The organism is Microbacterium sp. Be9 (assembly GCF_011754135.1).
GTDB lineage: Bacteria > Actinomycetota > Actinomycetes > Actinomycetales > Microbacteriaceae > Microbacterium > Microbacterium maritypicum_A.
The window spans coordinates 960,928-977,478 of sequence record NZ_WNWT01000006.1 but is presented as its reverse complement, the minus strand read 5'-3'; the positions used below and the strand labels follow the sequence as shown (position 1 = coordinate 977,478).

The window sequence follows — 16,551 nt, the reverse complement described above, 5'->3', positions numbered from 1 at the left end:
GGGCGCCGTCTCAGAAGAGCTGGCGCCAGTTGGCCTTCGCGAGATCGAGGAGTTCGTCGCCGCGCCCGGACATGACCGTGCGGATCGCGTAGAGCGCGAAGCCCTTGACCTGCGCCGCCTCGATCGCGGGCGGCATGGAGAGCTCCTGCCGTTCGGTGACCACGTCGAGCAGAGCGGGACCGTCATGGGCCAGCACTTCGCGGACGGCGTCAGGGAGGTCCTCGCTCCGCTCCACCCGGCGTGCGAAGATCCCCATCGCCTCGGCGATCGCAGCGAAGCTGGGGTTGTCCAGCCCCGTCCCGTACGTCACGAAACCGGCGGCCTTCATCTCGAGCTCGACGAAGTTCAGCGACGAGTTGTTGACCACGACGGTCTTCACGGGCAGCTTGTTCTGCGTCAGGGTCAGCAGCTCGCCGAGCATCATCGAGAGGCCGCCGTCACCCGCGAGCGCCACGACCTGACGGTCGGGGTGTGCGACCTGGGCCCCGATGCCGTGCATCAGCGCATTGGCCATGGAGCCGTGCGTGAACGAGCCGATCAGTCGCCGGTTCTCGGTCATCGAGAGGTATCGGGCCGCCCACACGGTCGGCGACCCCACGTCGGCCGTGAAGATCGCATCGTCGGCCGCGTATTGGTCCAGGAGGCGAGCGAGGTACTGCGGGTGGATGGGACGCTTGCCCTTGGCCGGCACCGCCAGCTCGTCGAGCTTCTTGCGAGTCTTGCGGTAGTGCGCGGTGGCATCGTCGAGGTGCGTACGGTCGTCCTTGCGCGCCAGTCGAGGCAGCAGTGCGTCCGCCGTGGCACGCACATCGCCGACCAGCCCCAGATCGAGCGGATGCCGCTTGCCGAGCTGGGCACCACGGATGTCGACCTGAATCGTCGTCGCGTTGTCGGGGTAGAACTGCTCGTACGGGAAGTCGCTGCCCAGCACCAGCAGCGCGTCGGCGGCCTCCATGGCCCGGAAGCCCGAAGCGAAGCCGAGAAGCCCCGTCATCCCCACGTCGAAGGGGTTGTCGTACTCGATGAACTCCTTGCCGCGGAGCGCATGCACGATGGGAGCACCCAGTGTGTCGGCGAGCGCGATGACCTCGTCGTGCGCGCCCTCGACGCCGGCTCCGGCGAGGATCGTGACCTTCTTCGCGGCGTTCAACAGCGTCGCCGCCTTCTCGAGCTCCGCCGGATTGGGCACGACCACCGGGCGGGTGCGCTCGATCACGACGGCACGGTCGTCGGCGATGTCTGCCAGGGCGACGTCACCGGGGATCACGAGCACCGCGACCCCGCGCTCTTCGATGGCAGCACGCATGGCGATCTCCATCAGGCGCGGCATCTGCTTCGGATCGGCGACGTACTCGACGTAGACGCTGCACTCGCGGAAGAGCTCCTGCGGATGCGTCTCCTGGAAGTATCCGGTTCCGATCTCGGTGGTGGGGATGTGGGCGGCGATCGCGAGCACGGGAACACGTGAGCGGTTGGCGTCGTAGAGGCCGTTGATCAGATGCAGGTTCCCAGGCCCGCAGGATCCGGCGACGACGGCGAGCTCGCCGGTGGTTGCGGCATCGGCGGCGGCGGCGAACGCGGCGGATTCCTCGTGCCGCACATGCACCCATCGGATCGTGCCGTCTTTGCGCAGCGCATCCGTGAAGCCGTTCAGCGAGTCCCCGGGAATGCCGTAGACACGGTCGATCCCGTTGGCGTGCAGAGTCTTGACGATGTTCTCAGCGACGTTTGCCATGCTTCGACCCTACGCCCGAGGCACGGGGCTGAGGCTCGTCGGACGACCGTGACAGATGTCACTCGAACTGCCGACATCCGACACTGTCGCCGCTTCGACGCGCGATCTAGCCTCGAAGCATCAGAAGAAGCCGAGACGCTCGCCGGCGCATCCGGGGTCACGGCACGACGAGAGGATGCAGAATGAGCGACTTCGCCATCGGAGACACCGTGCAGATCACCGGACCGACGATGACCGGCAATGTCGGAACCGTCGTCTCGATCGACGGAAAGCGGGGAAAGTACCTCGTGCGCATCACGGACGTGACCCAGAACTACTTCACTCCCGAGGAGTTGAAGCTCTTCTCCGCCTGAGGGCGACGAGTGGCGCTCAGTACTCCTGAGCACCATCCCTGTCCGGCTCTGCACTGCGACGGAACGCCCGCCCGGAGACCGACGTCGGGTCGATGCGCACGTAGACGCGCTTGAGGGTGGGGATCCAGGGGCGAAGGCCCGCGGCATCCGCGCGGTGCACGTCCGCATCCGCCTCCAGAGCGGTCGCGTGCCCGCGGACGATGACGCTCCAGGCGTCCGTGTCGGTATGATCGTCGACCTCGAACAGCACGTCGGTGTTCACCGTCAGCTCGAACAGCTTGCTGCCTGGCGCCGTGCGGAACAGGATGCCGTCGCCGTCGACCACGTAGTTCACCGGGAAGATGTCGATCGTGTCCCCGACGTGGGTGACGAGTCTTCCCAGTTCCTGCGTGCCGAGCAGCTCCCGGCTCCGGTCGGTGGTCAGCATCTCGATGGGGTCGGTGTGCGCGCTCATGCCGCCATTGTCTCCCACTCGATGTCCCCACCGACAGGGCATCCGTCCCGCATTCGGTGGTGGATGCGACAACGGCCCCCCGCGTTCTGCGAGGGGCCGTTCATCGTGCGCTCAGCCGATGCGGATGAGCTTCTTGTTGACGAACTCGTCCGCGGCCAGGTGACCCAGTTCGCGGGCCGTGCCGCTGCGCTTGACGCCGCCGAACGGCAGCTCGGGGCTGTCGGCGAGCACGAGGTTGACGTAGACCATGCCCGCCTCGATCTTGTCGGCGACGCGCTCGGCCTGCGCGGCATCCGTCGTGAAGACGTAGGAGCCGAGACCGAAGGTGGTGTCGTTCGCGAGCTCGACCGCCGCGTCCTCATCCGCCACGCGGTAGACGACGGCGGCGGGGCCGAAGAGCTCCTCGCGGTAGACGTTCATCTCGGGCGTCACGTCAGCCAGCACGGTCGGAGCGAAGAACGCGCCGTCACGGGTGCCGCCGGTGAGGAGCGTCGCTCCCTGCTCGACCGCCTGGTCGATCTGCTTCTGCAGGTTGACCGCAGCCGTCTCGGACGACACCGGACCGAGGACCGTGTCGTCGAGCATGGGATCGGTCGCCTCGACGGCCGCCATCGCCGCCGTGAACTTCTCGACGAAGGCGTCGTACAGGCTGTCCACGATGATGAAGCGCTTCGCGCCGTTGCACGCCTGCCCGTTGTTGTCGAGGCGCGCATCGACGCCGGCCTGCACCGTGGCGTCGAGGTCGTCGGTGGAGAGCACGATGAACGGGTCGGAGCCGCCGAGCTCGAGTGCGACCTTCTTGAGGTTGCGTCCGGCGATCTCGGCGACCGCGGCACCGGCGCGCTCTGATCCGGTGAGCGAGACACCCTGCACGCGCGGGTCGGCGATCATCGTCGCGATCTGCTCGTTCGTCGCGAGGACGTTCTGGTAGGCGCCCTTCGGGAATCCGGCATCGTGATAGATCTTCTCGATCGCGGTCGACGACTCCGGGCACTGCGGGGCGGGCTTGAGCAGGATCGTGTTGCCCACGATCAGGTTGGGAGCGGCGAAGCGCACGATCTGGTACGCCGGGAAGTTCCACGGCATGATGCCGACGAGCGGGCCGAGCGAGGAACGGCGGATGATGGCCGACCCCTCCCCCAGGATCGCGATCGGCTGGTCGGCCATGATCGACTCCGCCTGGTCGGCGTAGTACTCGGCGATGTCGGCGGCGAAGTCGACCTCGCCCAGGGCAGCCTCGCGGGGCTTGCCCATCTCACGCACGAAGATGTCGGCGAGCTCTTCGCGGCGTTCGCGGTGCAGCTCGGCGGCACGCCGGACGAGGGCCGCGCGCTCGGCGACCGTCGACGAGCGCGACCACTCGCGGTGGGCCTCGTCGGCGGCGGCGACCGCCTCATCGATCTGGGCATCCGTGAACGTGTCGAAGGACGCCAGCGTCTCTCCGGTGGCGGGGTTGGTGACGGCGTAGTCGGTCATGACATGTCCTCTCGTGTGGTGGTGCGGGGCCCGACGCGCGGGCCCCGCATCGGAAATCAGGAGACCGGGATCAGCGTGTACTTGGTGGACAGGTACTCGTGGATGCCCTCGAAGCCGCCCTCGCGGCCGACGCCGGACTGCTTGACGCCGCCGAAGGGTGCGGCCGCGTTCGAGACAACGCCCACGTTGAGACCCATCATGCCGGTCTCGAGCCCGTCGATCATCCGCTGACCGCGCTGCAGGTTCTCGGTGAAGACGTACGACACGAGTCCGTACTCGGTGTCGTTCGCCAGGCGCACGGCCTCTTCCTCGGTCTCGAAGGTCGCGATCGCGAGCACCGGTCCGAAGATCTCCTCGCGCAGGATCGCGCTTCCCGCGACGACATCGGTCAGCACGGTCGGCTCGTAGAACGTGCCCGTGCCCTCCACAGCCTTGCCACCTGCGAGCAGCGTCGCACCGCGACCGACCGCATCGTCGACGAGTTCGCCGGCCTTCGCGACGGCATCCGCGTCGATGAGCGGTCCGATCGCCACGCCCTCTTCGGTGCCACGGCCGATCTTCATGCCGTTGACGCGCTCGGTGACACGCTTGGCAAATTCGCCCGCGACGTCCTTGTGCACGATGAAACGGTTCGCCGCCGTGCAGGCCTGTCCGATGTTGCGGAACTTCGCGGCCAGCGCACCGTCCACGGCCTTGTCGAGGTCGGCGTCGTCGAACACCACGAACGGGGCGTTGCCGCCGAGTTCCATCGACACGCGCAGCACGCCCTCCGCCGCCTGGGCGATGAGCTTGCGTCCGACCTCGGTCGAGCCCGTGAAGGAGAGCTTGCGCAGACGCGGGTCGGCGATGATCGGCGCCGACAGCGCGCTCGACTTCGAGGTCTGCACGACGTTGACGACACCGGCGGGAAGGCCGGCCTCTTCGAGCAGCTTCGTGAAGTACATCGTCGTCAGCGGCGTGAGTGCCGGGGGCTTGATCACCACGGTGCAGCCGGCCGCGAGTGCCGGAGCGATCTTGCGCGTCGCCATCGCGAACGGGAAGTTCCACGGCGTCACGAAGAACGACGGTCCGACCGGGCGCTGCGACACGACCATGTGACCGGTGCCCTCGGGGTTGATGCCGTAGCGGCCGCTGATGCGCACGGCCTCCTCGCTGAACCAGCGCAGGAACTCGCCGCCGTAGCCGACCTCGCCACGCGCCTCGGCGAGCGGCTTGCCCATCTCGAGCGTCATGAGCAGCGCCAGGTCCTCCTTGTGCTCCTGCACGAGGTCGAATGCCCGGCGGAGGATCTCACTGCGCACGCGCGGAGCCGTCGCGGCCCACGCGTCCTGCGCGGCGACGGCCGCATCGAGGGCGCGGATGCCGTCTGCGGGCGTCGCGTCGGCGATCGTGCGGATCACGGCACCGGTCGCGGGATCCTGCACGTCGAACGTGCCGCCGGTCTCGCCGTCGATCCACTCACCGCCGATGAAGAGGCCGGTGGGGATGCTGTCCAGGAGCGCCTGTTCGGTCTGAGTGCTCATGATTCTCTTTCTGTGAGGAGGGCTAGGAGCGCGTGCGTCGGCTGGGAGGTGCGTCGATGCTCAGCGTCTGACCGCGGAAGAACGCCGGCCGTCTGATGGCGTTCCAGACCATGACGACGATGCCGACGCCGATGATCAGCATTCCGAGGATGAAGACGATGCCGACGCCGCCGATCTGAGAACCCGAGCCGTAGGCCGGGTCCATCGAGTCGATCAGCGTCGTGAAGAACAGCACCGCGAGGATCGCACCGCCGACGAGCGGGAAGAGGAACGTGAAGAAGAAGTTCCTCGTCGAGTCGAACCACTGCTTGCGGAAGTACCAGACGCACGCGAAGGCGGTGATCCCGTAGTAGAAGCAGATCATCATGCCGAGCGTGAGGATGGTGTCCCACAGCGTGTCCTCGCTCACGACGCGCATCACAGCGTAGAAGGCCGACGCGACGATGGCGGAGATGATGGTCGCGTACCCCGGGGTGAAGAAGCGGGGGCTGACCTTCGCGAACGACTTGGGCAGGGCGCCGTAGTGCCCCATCGCCAGCAGCGTGCGCGCCGGTCCCACGAACGTGGACTGCAGCGACGACGCCGAGCTGGTCAGCACCGCGAGCGACACCAGGAAGGCGAGCGGGCCGAGGATCGGGCCGGAGAGGTGGAAGAACACGTTCTCCTGGATGTCCTCGTTGCCGAGACCCAGCGCACCGGTGCCGACACCGGCGAACATGATCATCGCCACCGCGAGCAGCAGGTAGAGCGAGACAATCATCAGCACCGTGACGGTGGCCGCGCGACCCGGGGTCTTCTCCGGGTCCTTGGTCTCCTCGTTCATGGTGAGGGTGACGTCCCAGCCCCAGAAGATGAAGATCGACAGCGAGAGTCCGGCGGCGACGGCGCTGAACGACGAGATCGCGAACGGGTTGAACCAGTTCAGATCGAAGGGCTGGTAGTCGAAGCCGTTGCCGTTGACGGCCTGCACGATCGCCGCACCGGCGAAGAAGAGCAGGACGAGGATCTGGAAGCTGACGAGCCAGTACTGCAGCTTCTGGGTCGTCTGCATGTCGCGGTACGAGATCCAGGTCGCCCCGAGCATGAACAGCAGGCACACGCCGATGTTGATCCAGGTGACGCTCGCGAGGGAGGCGATGTCGGGGTTGCCCGTGATCTGCGAGATCAGCAGGAAGAGGAAGTCGACGGCGATGCCCGCGAGGTTGGACAGCACGAGGATCGTGGCGACGACCAGGCCCCAGCCCGCCATCCAGCCCACCCACGGACCGAAGGCGCGGGCCGCCCAGGTGAACGAGGTGCCGGAGTCGGGCATCCGGTTGTTGAGCTCGCGGTACCCGAAGGCGACCAGGAGCATCGGGATGAAGCCGACCAGGATGATCGCGGGGATCTGCGACCCCACCGTGGAGGCCACAGGGCCGACGGCGGCGGTGAAGGTGTAGGCGGGTGCGATGCACGATATGCCGATCACGACCGCGCCGATCAGGCCGACCGTTCCGGCGCTCAGGCCCTTGGTGGAGATCCCGGTCGTGACACCGGATTCGGGCTCCGTCGCCCGGTTGGTGCTGCTCATCAGCGTTCTCCTGCTTCGTTGCGGGTGCGCGGGACGACGATCATGGGGACGGGCAGCTCGTGCAGCATCTTCGCCGCCGTGGAGCCCAGGAAGAGACGACGGGGCTGCGCCAGCCTGCTGGAGCCGACCAGGACCACCTCGCCGGGAAGCCAGGAGAGGTTCGCGACCGCATCTTCGACGGTGTCGCCCGGAGCCTTCTCGACGGCGGCGGTGCGCCCGTCGGGGAGCAGCTCTGTCGCCATCGCGAGGACCTCCTGCCCGTGGTCGTCACCGACCGTGCGGATCGCGCCCGTATCGAGCCCCGGGGGCACATCGAACGGCACGAGGGACACGAGGCGCAGGTCGACGCCGCTGTCGCCGGCGAGGGCGACAGCCTCGTCGAGCAGCGCATCGGCGCCCGGCCTCGATCCGACGGCGACCGTGACGCGCGGGATGACGTGGTCGTCCTGCTGGGCGGTGCCCACCGGAGCCAGTGCGACCGGGATGGTCGACGAATGGAGCAGCTCGGAGGCGACGCTGCCGAGCCGGTGGCGTCCGAAGATGCCCCCGCCCGCCGCACCGATCACGATCACCCGGGCGCCGAACTCCTCGCCAGCGGCGATGAGCCCCTCGGCGAACGACTCGGAGAACCGGACATGACCGCTGCGGGTCAGCTCCTGCGGCAGCCGGACGACGGCGTCGGCGAGCCACTTCCTGGCCTGCGACCGGATGTGCTCCTCATAGGCGCGCTCCGGCGGCACCGCGGCGTTGCGTGTTCCTTCGTTCGGCAGCACGATCACCAGGTGCAGGGTCGCGCCCAGGCTGCGGGCGATGCGCGCGCCCAGCGCCGCGGCATCCGCTCCCGCATCCGTCGCCGTGTACCCCACGACGACCGAGCCGGTCATCAGCTGCTGCTCTCGACAGCGCCGGACTCGCGGCTCGCATCGACGATGTTGGATGCGACGAGGTGTCCCATCCGGATCGCACCGTCGACGTGCTGGTACCCGGCTCCGGCCATGTCGCTGCAGGCGAAGTGGATCGGGCCGACCGCCGTGCGCAGGTCGGCGCCGTAACGGTGCAGGCCACCCATGTCGAAGCTCGCGGCATAGGCACCACGCGTCCACTCCTCGCTGCCCCAGTCGCTCTCGTAGTAGACGACCGGGTTCTTGGCCTCTGGGCCGTAATAGTGCGAGAGCGACTCGAGGATGCGCTCCTTGCGTTCCTCGGCAGAGAGCTCGAACACGCCGTCGGCGTTGGCGTCGGAGACGAAGCCCACCAGGGTGCCGCGCTCGTCGCCGTGGTTCGTGTTGTCGTACGCCTCGTGCGACAGCTCGTACGGGCTGAACGCGGTGCCGCTGAGACCCTGCTCGCGCCAGAACGGACGATCGTAGACCGCGTGCACCTTGATGACGAAGCCCATGGAGAGATGCTGGTGCAGCTGGTGCTGACGACGCGGCAGCGGCGGATCGAAGGAGATACGGCTGTACAGCACCGGCGCGTGCGCGAGGATCGCGTGGCGGGCGCGGACCGTGAGCTCGTCGGTGGTGGCGACGACCCCCGCGTCCGACCACTCGAGGCTGCGGACCGGCTGGTTCAGCAGCACGTCGTCGCCCAGGCGCTCGGCGAGACGCAGCGGCACCTGCTGCAGACCGCCGACCACGCGCTTGTCGAGGATGAAGTCGGCGTCGACGAGGTTGGAGTACGAACCGGCGGATGCGGCCATCAGCAGCGACTGCAGCAGCGAGAACGAGTGCGTGGGCTTGGTGAGCATCGCCGATCCCGTGGCGAAGGCCAGGTTGCGCACGGCCTCGTCGTCATCGGTCTGCGAGCGCAGCCAGGCGTCCCAGGTGATCGAGTCCCACTCCTCGGCGTTCGGGTGCGCCCACGGCTGATCGGGGTCGATCTCGGCGACCAGGGCGTCGAGGATGCCCGTGATCCGGGCGATCACGGCCTCGGTCTCCGGCGACACGGGGAACATCTCCCCCGTGAAACGGTGCGTCTTCCCGTCGGGGCCGACGTAGACGCTGTCGCCTTCGCGATAGCGGCTGTAGGTCTCGAGGCCCAGCTCTTCGATGGCGTCCTTGAGCGCATCCTGATCGGGCGAGACCCACTGACCGCCGATCTCGAGCATGGCGCCGTCGATGACGTCGGTCCACAGGCGTCCGCCCACGCGGTCGCGGGCCTCCAGCACGGCGACCGACAGGCCGGCCTTGCGCAGGTCGTTCGCGGCGGTGAGCCCTGCGGCTCCGGCGCCGATGATGAGTACGTCGCGGGTGATCTCAGACATCTGCAACTCCTTCGTTGGGGGAAGTAGTGCCGGTCGCGACCCGAAATCCCCCGATTGGGGTCGCGACCGGACAGGGGGTCGGGCCGCACGGGAGTGCGGCCCGGATGCTATTCGGCGGCGGCCAGGGCGGCGGCGACGATGTCGAGTCCCTCGTTCAGCAGGTCGTCGCCGATCGAGAGCGGAGGGAGGAAGCGGATGACGTTGCCGTAGGTTCCGCAGGTGAGGACGATGACGCCCTGCGCGATGCACGCCTTGGCGACGGCGGCCGTGAGAGCGGCGTTCGGCGCCTTGGTCTCGGGGTCGACGAACTCGGCGGCGATCATCGCACCGTGGCCGCGGACGTCGCCGACGCGCGGGTCGTTCTGCTGGATCGCGGTGAGGCGGTCGATGAGGATCGTGCCGATCTCGCGCGCCCGCTCGATCACGCCGTCGTTCTCGAACACGTCGATCGAGGCGAGGGCTGCGGCGCAGGCGATGGGGTTGCCCCCGTAGGTGCCACCGAGGCCGCCCGAGTGCGAGGCGTCCATGATCTCGGAGCGACCGGTGACCGCAGCGAGCGGGAGGCCGCCGGCGATGCCCTTGGCCGTGGTGATCAGATCGGGCTCGATGCCGAAGATCTCGCTCGCGAACATGTGCCCGGTGCGGGCGAAGCCGGTCTGCACCTCGTCGGCGATGAACACGACGCCGTTCGCGCGGCACCACTCGACGATCGCGGGGAGGAACCCGTCGGCGGGGACGATGAAGCCGCCCTCGCCCTGGATGGGCTCGATGATGACCGCGGCCAGGTTGTCGGCGCCGATCTGCTTCTCGAGCTGGAGGATGACGCGGGCCGCGGCCTCACGTCCATCGAGTCCGTCGCGGAACGGGTACGACATCGGCGCCCGGTAGACCTCGGGCGCGAAGGGGCCGAAACCGCTCTTGTAGGGCATCGACTTGGCGGTGAGCGCCATGGTTAGGTTGGTGCGGCCATGGTAGCCGTGGTCGAAGGCGACGACCGCCTGGCGACCGGTGTGCTTGCGGGCGATCTTGATCGCATTCTCGACCGCCTCGGCGCCCGAGTTGAACAGGGCGCTCTTCTTGGCGAAGTCACCGGGGGTCACGCGGTTGAGCGCCTCGGCGACGCCGACGTACGACTCGTAGGGCGAGATCATGAAACAGGTGTGGGTGAACTGCGCGGCCTGAGCGGCGACGGCCGCGGCGACCTTGGGGTGCGCGTTGCCGACGGTGGTCACGGCGATGCCGGAGCCGAGGTCGATGAGCGAGTTCCCGTCGGCGTCCACGACGACGCCACCACCGGCGGCGACAGCGGCGACCGGAACGGTGTGTCCGACGCCCGCTGCCACGGCATCCGCCTTGCGCGCGAGGATCTCGGCGGAACGGGGGCCGGGAAGATCCGTGACCAGACGACGCTCCTGGGGGAGGTCGGGTCCGCCGAGAGGGACTGCGGGGGCTGCGGTGTCGAGGAGTGCCATGTTCGCGAGCGTACGGCGGCCACCGAGCCGGCTGCACTCACCGGTCTGTACAATCTGGAGAAGCAAATCGCCCGCTCGTACAACTCGCCGGAGGTCACCGTGGTCGTCACCGCCCAGCCGACCCTGCGCGCCCTGTTGCAGCGTCGCGATCTCGGGCTCTCTCTGATCCCCCGCGAAGGCGACATCCCCGATGGGGCACTCGACCGCCCGCTGCGTTGGGTGCACAGCTCCGATCTCGCCGACCCCACCCCGTTCCTGTCCGAAGACCTGGCGCTGCTGACCACCGGAACCCAGTTCGACGAAGCCGTCAGCATCGACACGTACGTCGGACGGCTCGCGGACCGCGGGGTGATCGGTCTGGGATTCGGCACCGAGGTGCACCGATCCGGCATCCCGGAAGAGCTCGTCGACGCGTGCGCCGCGCACGGGATGCCGCTGTTCGCCGTTCCGTACCGCACCCCGTTCATCGCCGTCGCCCGCGCGCACTCCGAGGCGATCGCGGCTCAGGCGTATGCCCGACGGTCCTGGGCCCTCGACACGCAGCGTGCCCTCGCTCTCGCCGCCCTCCGACCGCACGGCCTCGATGCGACGATCGCCGAACTCGGGCGGCGAATCGGCGTCTGGGCCGGGATGTTCGACGCCGCCGGAGCGCTCACCCTCTCCCACCCTCGCGAAACGGTGGAGGCCCGTGTGCTCGACGAGCTCGGGAATCGCGCGGTGGAGATCCTGACCCGTGGACTCGAGGCGGGGCAGTCGCTCAGCATCGAAGACCATTCGTTCATGCTGTTCACGGTCGGCCGCGGCGGGCATCTGCGGGGCGTCATCGCCCTCGCCGTCGATACGCTCGATCCCGAAGCCCGGTCGGTCGTGACCTCGGTGATCGCCATGGCAGGACTCGCGATGGAGCAGAGCGAGCAGCTCGCCCGCAGTCGTCGTCGCCTGCACGCGCAGCTCCTCAGATCACTCCTCGCCGACGACCCCACCTTGGCCAGGAGGGTGCTGGGCAGCCTGCCCACCGCACCCGTGCTCGTGGCCGTCGCCGCCGACGCGCCGGCAGGGCCGCTCTCCGACTGGTGGGAGCGGCACCGCGCCGAGCACGGGACCTCGATCTTCCTCGCCGAATCCGAGGACGGGGTGACGATGTGCGTCTCAGCCGGAGACGAGGCCCTGCTCGACGAGGTCGCCGCCCGCTTCGGCATCCGCATCGGCGTCTCCGATCCCGAAGGGTACGACTCGTTCGCCCGGGCACACGCGCAGGCGCTCACGGCGCTGCGTCAGCAGGGCACCCACGGGGTCGCCCGCTACTCCGACACCGTCGGGTCGAGCATCCTCACGGCCCTCGCGACCGACGAGGCGCGCCTCGTCGCCGAATCGCGCCTGGCCCCGGTGCGCGAGCACGACGCCCGTACCGGCGCCGAGCTCGAACGCTCGCTGCGCACCTGGCTGGAGCATGACGCGAAAGCGGAATCCGCCGCGGTCGCGCTCGGAGTGCATCGGCACACCCTGCGCTCCCGCATCGCCCACGCGGGCGCGCTGCTCGACGTCGACCTGTCGACCTTCCCCGCCCGCGCCGAGCTCTGGACGATCCTGCAGACCGCCCGCGACTGAGCCGGGGCGGCTGCACGCTCCCGATCATCCACGTGCTTCCTGCTCGCACCCCGCGCGGCGGGAACACTCCGGTCGCACTTCGCGCCGCCCCCGCGACGTCTGAGCGGCAGGAACTGCAACCGGAGCAGCGGGCCAACATCGGGCCAAGAGCGGGTCAGGAGTGGATGCGCGCTCCCGCAGCCAGCACCGCCCGGCACCGCATGACGTCATCGGCAGTCTGGGCGATCAACGCCTCGACGCCGTCGAACCGCAGCGTCGGACGAAGGCGCGCGACGAGGGTCACGCACAGGCGCCGACCGTAGAGGTCGATGTCGGCATCATGCAGGTGCACCTCGACGCGTCGCTCGCGATCGCCGTCGAAGGTCGGGTTCATCCCGACACTGACACTCGCCGCCCACGACAGCAGGTCGTCGTCGATCCGCACCCACGCCGCGTAGATCCCGTCGTCGGGCAGATCTTCGTGGTCGAGCGCCAGGTTCGCCGTCGGGAAGCCGAGCTCGCGACCCCGACCGTCGCCGGGGACGACCAGTCCGACGATCGTCCCGGGCGGCGACGCGCTCACGCGTTCTCGGGGGCGGCGATCGAGCGGTAGCGGCTCTGATGGAAGACCAGGGGCTCGACGTCGTCGAACAGCGTGATGTCGGCGATCTCGTACAGCGCGATCTCGTGGTCGCCACCGTCGAACGTGCTGTGCAGGCGACACGTGAGCCAGAGCGCTGCGTCCGCGATCAGCACGGCTCCGCCATCGGTGCGGCGCCACTCATGGCCGCCGAACCGGTCGCCCTCCCTCGCCGAGAGCGAGCGGCTGAGCGGCTCGTGGTGCGCGGCGAGCACACTCATGCCGAGCTCGGGCACGGTGCGCAGCACCGGCCAGGTCTTCGACGTACGGGCGGCGCTGATCGCCACCAGCGCCGGTTCGAGCGAGATCGAGGTGAAGGAGTTGACCGCCATTCCCACGGCACGGTCGTCGACGTGCGCGGCCAGGGCCACGACGCCGGTCGGGTATACCGAGAAGGCCCGGCGGAGGGCGAGGTCGCGCGGGACCGTATCGTTCGTCAGCGCGTCGGTCACGACAGTCGTCATTTCGGCTTCCTTTCGTTAGTCAACTTTGACTAGTTTTGATAATAGGCAACTTTGATCATGCAAACAACAGGAAAGGCGAAGGCCAGCCGTTAGCATGAGGGGCATGTCGACCACCCGCCTCGTCGTCCTCGGCGCCGTGAAGCAGTTCCAGCCCGTGCACGGGTACTTCCTCCGTCGCGAACTCATGACCTGGCACGTCGACGAGTGGGCGCATATCCAACCCGGATCGATCTACAACGCCCTGCGCGCCCTCGAGGTCGACGGCTACATCGCCGAAAGCGGCACCGAAGCCGAGGGCAAGCGCCCGGCGCGGACCACCTACCGCATCACCCCGGCCGGCGAGGTCGAACTGCAGCGCATGCTGCGCGAGAACCTCTGGAACGTCGCAGCCTTCGACACCCAGGCCATCATGACCGTGGCCTCGTTCATGTTCGTTCTGAGTCGGCAGGAGGTGATCGCCGGCCTCGAGCACCGCCTCATCAAGAGCGACGCGATCATCACGCAGAACGGCTTCGACGTGCAGGACACGCTGCGCTCCGAGACGACGCCCAAGTACGTGCGGGAGATCTTCGACCTCTCCACAGCCCGCCTCACGGCCGAGAAGCAGTGGCTGCTCGACCTGCTGGAACGTCTGCGCGGTGGGGAGTACACATTCGCCGGCGAGACGACCGACGAGGCAGCGTCGGCCGACGCGGCCTCGTCGGCCTGAGGTCAGCGCGACGAGACGAGCGCGTCGATCGACGCGCGCGACAGGGCCGACGTCGTCGCACCCCGATGCTGCGCCACCACGGCGCCAGCCGCACAGGCCCGGATCAGCGCCGTCTCGATTGCTTCTCCCTGGGCGAGCGCGGCGGCCAGGGCTCCGCAGAACGCATCGCCGGCGCCGGTCGTATCCACCGGATCGATCCGGAACGCGTCGACCTGCAGAGGATCGCTCCCCGCGCGATGCAGCACCACTCCCCCGGCACCCCGGGTGAGAACCACGACCGGGGCTCCGGCGGCGTGCAGCCGGTCGATGCCGCCGAGCGCGGTGCACTCGGTCTCGTTGACCACCAGCACGTCGACGTCGCCGAGCATCTCGACCGCCTCGGCATGTGCGGGCGCGGCGTTCAGGATCGTCAGGGCTCCGGCCGTCCGGCCCGCGCGCAGGGCGGCCGCCACGCTCGCGAGCGGAACCTCCAGCTGCGCGAGCACGACCGCCGCGCCCGCGATCCCGGCGACCGCGTCGTCGACATCGAGCTCGGCGTTCGCACCGGCCGCGACGATGATGCTGTTGTCGCCGTCGTCGAAGGCCAGCACGTGGGCGACGCCCGTCGGAACGGCGGCACTCCGGCGCAGGGCCGCCGCGACTCCGGCATCCGCCAGCGTCTGCTGCAGCACGTCGGCGGCCTCGTCCGTTCCGACCACCGCACAGAACCGGGTCGGAGCCCCGCTGCGTGCGGAGGCGACGGCCTGATTCAGCCCCTTGCCCCCGGCGAAGCGGCCGCCGGCCCGACCGAGTAGGGTCTCGCCGACGCGGGGAGGGCGCGCGACCTCGACCACGAGATCGAGATTCGCGCTCCCCACGACGGCGACACCGGTGAGGGTGTCAGACACGCGACATCGTCCGTCGGTACTGGGAGCCGGTGTGCGAGTCGGAGAGCGCCGGCGTCGGCGTGCCGATCAGACGCTCACGCAGCGACTGCGGCTCGGCCGAGGGTTCGGCGATCGCACCGCGCTCCTTGAGGATCGGCAGCACGTGCTCGATGAAGTCGACCGTCGACGCCGGCGGGATGACGGGAGCGAACAGGAATCCGTCCAGGTCGGCGCCGTCGGCGAGCTCGATCATCCGGTCTGCCACCTGCTCGGGGGTGCCGACGATCGGGCGGGCGCCGACGCCGTGCGCGTGCCAGTCTCCGAGAACGTCGCCGACCGTCTTGTCGGCGAAGCGGGCGACCTGGGTCTGCGACAGCTCGGTGCTCAGCTCCGACATCGGCGTGTTCGGCGCATAGGCCGAGAGGTCGAGGCCGGTGAACCATGCGTAGGAGGCGACGGTGACGTCGGGGTTCTGCGCGTCGGCGACCTCGGCGTACTTGCGCTGCGCCTCTTCCTCGGTGCTGCCGACGATCGCGGCGAATGCCGACATGATCTTCACCTCGTCGGCCCCGCGGCCGTTCTTGACGGCCTCTTCGCGGATCGCCGACGAGTGCGCACGCAGCTGCTCGACCGAGCCGCTGCCGACGAAGATCGCCTCGCCGTGCTTGCCCCCGAACTCCCGGCCCGCGGGGGAAGCCCCGGCCTGGAACAGCACCGGGGTACCCTGCGGCGAGCGCGAGGTGTTGCCGTAGCCGTGCGATCGGAAGTACGGGCCGTCGTGGGCGATGCGGTGCACCTTCGACGGGTCGGCGAAGCGCCCGGACTTGTCGCGCTCCAGAGCCCCTTCCTCCCACGCCTGCTCCCACAGCTTGTAGACGACCTGCATGAAGTCGTCGGCCATGAGGTAGCGCTCGTCGTGGCCGACCATCGGCACGCCGAAGCCCTGCACAGCCGTGTCCGCCGTGCCGGTGGTGACCACGTTCCAGCCGATGCGGCCGCCGGAGAGGATGTCGAGCGTCGCCATCCGTCGCGCGAACGAATAGGGCGGTTCGAGCAGTGTCGAGCCGGTGGCGACGAGCCCCAGGCGCGTCGTCTCGGGGATGAGAGCGGCGAGGATGATCGCCGGGTCCAGACGCGGCAGGTCGAGACCTTCGAGGGAGCAGATGTCGGGACGCTCGCCGGCGACGTCGGCCCACCCCCAGGCATCCGCGAGGAACAGGAAGTCGAACCCGGCGTCCTCGACCATGCGCGCGGTGTCGCGCCAGTACTCGAGCTTGTCGAACAGGTAGCGCCCGTTGTCGGGGTGCCGCCACGTGGCGGTGCCGGAGTCGTTCGCCTGGGCGTTCTCGAAGAGGCCGAGACGCAACTGCTTGACGGTGTTCTGATCGGTCATGTGCGGGTGCCTTCCTTGTGGGTGGTTCGTTCTGCTGGTTCCG

At 68.8% G+C, this 16,551-nt stretch carries 15 protein-coding genes; 3 read left to right on the top strand and 12 right to left on the bottom strand.

Features of this window, described 5'->3' with window-relative positions; translation table 11 throughout:
• Positions 1–10: 10 nt before the first annotated feature.
• Positions 11–1,735, bottom strand: coding sequence for a ubiquinone-dependent pyruvate dehydrogenase (gene poxB / locus GLO27_RS15655; protein ID WP_167255627.1), 1,725 nt, complete (start codon positions 1,733–1,735; stop codon positions 11–13).
• 182 nt (positions 1,736–1,917) lie between these two features.
• Here poxB and GLO27_RS15650 point away from each other — a divergent pair, with 182 nt between their 5' ends.
• On the top strand, positions 1,918–2,088 hold the full coding sequence (locus GLO27_RS15650; protein ID WP_167255625.1) for a hypothetical protein: 171 nt from the start codon (positions 1,918–1,920) through the stop codon (positions 2,086–2,088).
• Positions 2,089–2,104: 16 nt separating this feature from the next.
• Here the strand turns inward: GLO27_RS15650 and GLO27_RS15645 are convergent, their stop codons facing one another.
• The 7 genes from GLO27_RS15645 to gabT form a co-directional block, all read right to left on the bottom strand.
• Positions 2,105–2,542, bottom strand: a complete 438-nt coding sequence (locus tag GLO27_RS15645) for a pyridoxamine 5'-phosphate oxidase family protein (RefSeq protein ID WP_029258912.1) — start codon at positions 2,540–2,542, stop codon at positions 2,105–2,107.
• Between the two features lie 111 nt (positions 2,543–2,653).
• Positions 2,654–4,018, bottom strand: coding sequence for an NAD-dependent succinate-semialdehyde dehydrogenase (locus GLO27_RS15640; protein WP_029258913.1), 1,365 nt, complete (start codon positions 4,016–4,018; stop codon positions 2,654–2,656).
• A 56-nt stretch (positions 4,019–4,074) separates the two neighbouring features.
• Positions 4,075–5,541 carry an NAD-dependent succinate-semialdehyde dehydrogenase gene (locus GLO27_RS15635; RefSeq protein ID WP_029258914.1) on the bottom strand — a complete coding sequence of 489 codons (1,467 nt, stop codon included), beginning with the start codon at positions 5,539–5,541 and terminating at the stop codon, positions 4,075–4,077.
• A 22-nt stretch (positions 5,542–5,563) separates the two neighbouring features.
• Positions 5,564–7,111, bottom strand: coding sequence for an APC family permease (locus tag GLO27_RS15630; RefSeq protein WP_029258915.1), 1,548 nt, complete (start codon positions 7,109–7,111; stop codon positions 5,564–5,566).
• Positions 7,111–7,995 (bottom strand): universal stress protein, encoded by an 885-nt coding sequence (locus GLO27_RS15625; protein ID WP_021201074.1) that lies wholly within the window; start codon positions 7,993–7,995, stop codon positions 7,111–7,113. The genes GLO27_RS15630 and GLO27_RS15625 overlap by 1 nt, the downstream gene beginning before the upstream one ends.
• Entirely contained in the window at positions 7,995–9,377 is a 1,383-nt protein-coding gene (locus GLO27_RS15620) for an NAD(P)/FAD-dependent oxidoreductase (RefSeq protein ID WP_021201075.1), read from the bottom strand. The genes GLO27_RS15625 and GLO27_RS15620 overlap by 1 nt, the downstream gene beginning before the upstream one ends.
• Positions 9,378–9,484: 107 nt before the next feature.
• A complete protein-coding gene (gene gabT, locus GLO27_RS15615; protein WP_029258916.1) occupies positions 9,485–10,849 on the bottom strand; it encodes a 4-aminobutyrate--2-oxoglutarate transaminase in 1,365 nt (454 codons plus the stop codon).
• A 99-nt stretch (positions 10,850–10,948) separates the two neighbouring features.
• Between gabT and GLO27_RS15610 the strand changes: the two genes are divergently transcribed.
• A complete protein-coding gene (locus tag GLO27_RS15610; RefSeq protein ID WP_167255623.1) occupies positions 10,949–12,457 on the top strand; it encodes a PucR family transcriptional regulator in 1,509 nt (502 codons plus the stop codon).
• Between the two features lie 154 nt (positions 12,458–12,611).
• Here the strand turns inward: GLO27_RS15610 and GLO27_RS15605 are convergent, their stop codons facing one another.
• Positions 12,612–13,019, bottom strand: a complete 408-nt coding sequence (locus GLO27_RS15605) for a riboflavin kinase (protein WP_029258918.1) — start codon at positions 13,017–13,019, stop codon at positions 12,612–12,614.
• Positions 13,016–13,540 (bottom strand): flavin reductase family protein, encoded by a 525-nt coding sequence (locus GLO27_RS15600; protein ID WP_021201079.1) that lies wholly within the window; start codon positions 13,538–13,540, stop codon positions 13,016–13,018. Before GLO27_RS15600 ends, GLO27_RS15605 begins: the two co-directional genes overlap by 4 nt.
• A gap of 103 nt (positions 13,541–13,643) precedes the next feature.
• Between GLO27_RS15600 and GLO27_RS15595 the strand changes: the two genes are divergently transcribed.
• The gene (locus tag GLO27_RS15595; RefSeq protein ID WP_167255621.1) at positions 13,644–14,249 is read left to right on the top strand and encodes a PadR family transcriptional regulator; all 606 of its coding nucleotides are present in this window, start codon (positions 13,644–13,646) and stop codon (positions 14,247–14,249) included.
• Positions 14,250–14,251: 2 nt separating this feature from the next.
• On the opposite strand, the gene GLO27_RS15590 is transcribed toward GLO27_RS15595, so the two are convergent.
• Positions 14,252–15,136 carry a ribokinase gene (locus GLO27_RS15590; protein ID WP_167255618.1) on the bottom strand — a complete coding sequence of 295 codons (885 nt, stop codon included), beginning with the start codon at positions 15,134–15,136 and terminating at the stop codon, positions 14,252–14,254.
• The gene (locus tag GLO27_RS15585) at positions 15,129–16,508 is read right to left on the bottom strand and encodes an NtaA/DmoA family FMN-dependent monooxygenase (RefSeq protein ID WP_167255616.1); all 1,380 of its coding nucleotides are present in this window, start codon (positions 16,506–16,508) and stop codon (positions 15,129–15,131) included. The genes GLO27_RS15590 and GLO27_RS15585 overlap by 8 nt, the downstream gene beginning before the upstream one ends.
• Positions 16,509–16,551 lie beyond the last annotated feature (43 nt).

What these genes read in the sequence shown, in the direction of transcription:
- GLO27_RS15650 (WP_167255625.1), top strand. Translation starts at nt 1,918, where the DNA reads ATGAGCGACTTCGCCATCGGAGACACCGTGCAGATCACCGGACCGACG.
- GLO27_RS15595 (WP_167255621.1), top strand. Translation starts at nt 13,644, where the DNA reads ATGTCGACCACCCGCCTCGTCGTCCTCGGCGCCGTGAAGCAGTTCCAG.
- gabT (WP_029258916.1), bottom strand. Translation starts at nt 10,849, where the DNA reads ATGGCACTCCTCGACACCGCAGCCCCCGCAGTCCCTCTCGGCGGACCC.
- GLO27_RS15625 (WP_021201074.1), bottom strand. Translation starts at nt 7,995, where the DNA reads ATGACCGGCTCGGTCGTCGTGGGGTACACGGCGACGGATGCGGGAGCG.
- GLO27_RS15600 (WP_021201079.1), bottom strand. Translation starts at nt 13,540, where the DNA reads ATGACGACTGTCGTGACCGACGCGCTGACGAACGATACGGTCCCGCGC.
- GLO27_RS15620 (WP_021201075.1), bottom strand. Translation starts at nt 9,377, where the DNA reads ATGTCTGAGATCACCCGCGACGTACTCATCATCGGCGCCGGAGCCGCA.
- GLO27_RS15645 (WP_029258912.1), bottom strand. Translation starts at nt 2,542, where the DNA reads ATGAGCGCGCACACCGACCCCATCGAGATGCTGACCACCGACCGGAGC.
- GLO27_RS15635 (WP_029258914.1), bottom strand. Translation starts at nt 5,541, where the DNA reads ATGAGCACTCAGACCGAACAGGCGCTCCTGGACAGCATCCCCACCGGC.
- GLO27_RS15585 (WP_167255616.1), bottom strand. Translation starts at nt 16,508, where the DNA reads ATGACCGATCAGAACACCGTCAAGCAGTTGCGTCTCGGCCTCTTCGAG.
- GLO27_RS15630 (WP_029258915.1), bottom strand. Translation starts at nt 7,111, where the DNA reads ATGAGCAGCACCAACCGGGCGACGGAGCCCGAATCCGGTGTCACGACC.
- GLO27_RS15640 (WP_029258913.1), bottom strand. Translation starts at nt 4,018, where the DNA reads ATGACCGACTACGCCGTCACCAACCCCGCCACCGGAGAGACGCTGGCG.
- poxB (WP_167255627.1), bottom strand. Translation starts at nt 1,735, where the DNA reads ATGGCAAACGTCGCTGAGAACATCGTCAAGACTCTGCACGCCAACGGG.